This window comes from Pirellulales bacterium (genome assembly GCA_036490175.1).
Classification (GTDB): domain Bacteria; phylum Planctomycetota; class Planctomycetia; order Pirellulales; family JACPPG01; genus JACPPG01.
Window position 1 is genome coordinate 1 of sequence record DASXEJ010000194.1, and the last position, 2,134, is coordinate 2,134.

The 2,134-nt window shown below is 60.5% G+C and carries 4 protein-coding genes; 3 read left to right on the top strand and 1 reads right to left on the bottom strand.

Annotated elements, in window-relative coordinates:
- Positions 1–724: DUF3467 domain-containing protein (locus VGG64_14015; protein HEY1600720.1), on the top strand; the 724-nt coding region annotated here is incomplete at its 5' end.
- A gap of 353 nt (positions 725–1,077) precedes the next feature.
- Here the strand turns inward: VGG64_14015 and VGG64_14020 are convergent.
- The gene (locus tag VGG64_14020; protein ID HEY1600721.1) at positions 1,078–1,392 is read right to left on the bottom strand and encodes a hypothetical protein; all 315 of its coding nucleotides are present in this window, start codon (positions 1,390–1,392) and stop codon (positions 1,078–1,080) included.
- 16 nt (positions 1,393–1,408) lie between these two features.
- On the opposite strand from VGG64_14020, the gene VGG64_14025 reads away from it, so the two are divergent.
- Both VGG64_14025 and VGG64_14030 read left to right on the top strand, forming a co-directional pair.
- Positions 1,409–1,708, top strand: coding sequence for a hypothetical protein (locus VGG64_14025; GenBank protein HEY1600722.1), 300 nt, complete (start codon positions 1,409–1,411; stop codon positions 1,706–1,708).
- Positions 1,709–1,868: 160 nt separating this feature from the next.
- Positions 1,869–2,134, top strand: a 266-nt coding sequence (locus VGG64_14030) for a hypothetical protein (GenBank protein ID HEY1600723.1), incomplete at its 3' end; no start/stop codon positions are given.

Genomic DNA, 2,134 nt, shown 5'->3' on the forward strand with positions numbered 1-2,134 from the left:
TGACGGCTTCGGTGGCGTGCCGGATGATATTGCTGACACCAGGACCGGCGAACGCTGCATGACACCCGAGCAACCCGACAAAAATCCCGACCATGACGGCCCGCGCGACGACGGGACCAGCCATCCTGGCCAAGACTCAGGTTCGCCGCCGCCGGGGTCGTTGAACGAGCAGATTCAGCATGTTCCGGTCAGTGCCCGGGTTCCGCCTGGCGTCAGCCGGGGGGTGTTCAGCACGGGGGTCATCGTTTTCGACGGCCCCAACGAGTTCGTGCTCGATTTCGTGCTGCGGCTGGGGGCGCCGCACGTGGTCGCCTCTCGGGTGGTGATGCCGCACCAGGTGCTCGCGCAGTTCCTGGCTGCGCTCCGCGAGAACATCACCCTCTATGAAGGCCGTTTCGGCAAGCCGGCGGCCATGCCGGTGCCCAAGAATCCCGAAGGGCAAAAGACGACGATTGCCGACTTGTACGAGCAGCTCAAACTGCCCGACGAGATGCTCAGCGGCGTGTATGCCAACGCGGTGATGATTGGGCACACGCCCTCGGAGTTCTGGTTCGATTTCATTGCCAACTTCTATCCGCGTTCGTGCGTGTCGGCCCGTGTGTTTCTCAGTGCCCAGCAGGTCCCCGGTTTGGCAGAGACGCTCAACACCTCGTTTCAGCAGCATCTGCGCAAGCGGACCGGCCCGCCCGAGTCGCCCGAGCCGCCACCACCGCCGGCCGGCTAATGCCCTCCGCGGCTTGGCTGAGAAATCCGACCGGTAGTGACGACAATTATTTCTATTTCGCACGCAGCGGTGTGGCCGGCCCATACGGCTCGTTCAACGATGCCGGACCAGCGCTATTCGCGCTGCCGCAACACATTGCGGTCATTAAAGATAGCTCAAAATGCAAACATTGACGCTGGTCATGGCAAGGCTATTATTAATCATATTCCACTAAGGCGCACCCTAAGCCACGATTGAAGTACGCCATGCCAGATCAGCTCCTGGACCGCGAACTGAGACTGTACGTCGACGTTTCCCAGCAGTGGAAGGCGGATCACCAGGAGGCACTGGGGTGTTATAAATTCGAGGACATTCTAGCGCGGGGAGTTCAGGTTTTCGGGCTGATTGTCAATACGGACGAGAATTGGCGAGCCGCGATCTGCGCTGGCCGCATCCAATTTGAGGAAGCGGCCCGGGACGAAATTCTTGCCGCTTTTCGTTTGTGGCTGCAGCCCTGCGATGCCATTTTGCAGCATCTCGCGTACTTCGAGGGAGCCGGGTTCGACGTGAAGCACGCCTATGATTTCCGCAGTTGCGTCCGCGAATGCCAGGGAATCCTGACGCCCGACGAACAGTTCTTCGTGGATGACCGGCTGGTAGAGTTGCGGGACGAAGCGCTCGATCAACATCGAGATGGGAATTGCCTTGAGCACAGGGCAAGCTAACGTCCGCACCGGCGCGTACAAACGCCAGCTTAGGCAACTGCCGCAAAAGATCCAGAGCGCCGCAGACGATGCCTTCCGGCTCTTTCTCCAAAACTCTGCCCACCCGCTGCTCGACGCTCACGCGTTGACAGACACCAAGAAGGGGCGGCATCGAAACGGCAGTCGCGCGATTTCCGTCACTTATCGATATCGGGCCATCTACGTCGTCGATGGCCCGACCAATGTCTGGTACTGGATTGGATCCCACGAGGATTACAACAACTTCGTTGGAAAGATCTAATCGCCCAACTGCCAACGAAATTACGATTCCGCCTCAGCAGCAATCGGGGTGATCCAATACCGAGGTGTCCGATAGTGGGCACGACCCGGCCGGCAGGCTATGATGACGCGGCCGCTGGTCGAATCCATCCGCCTGCACCCACCCGCCGGGAGTTCCTGCCATGTGCCGATCGCTCGCCGCGAAGACGTACTTGATGGTGCTCATTTGCGCCGCGCTGAACCCTGCGAGCCGTGCGCGGGCCGCCGAACCGCCGGCAGAGTCGAAGCCGCAATATCAGTTCGAAGGCATCACGATCGATGCGGCCACGGCCGACGAACCGCTGGCCCCGGCCCTGTCGGTGCAAAAAGCGGTCGGCTACCTGGATCAAGGCGCGCTGGCCTGGTCGGGCTCGAAAAAATGCGTCACCTGCCATACCAACGGCGTGTA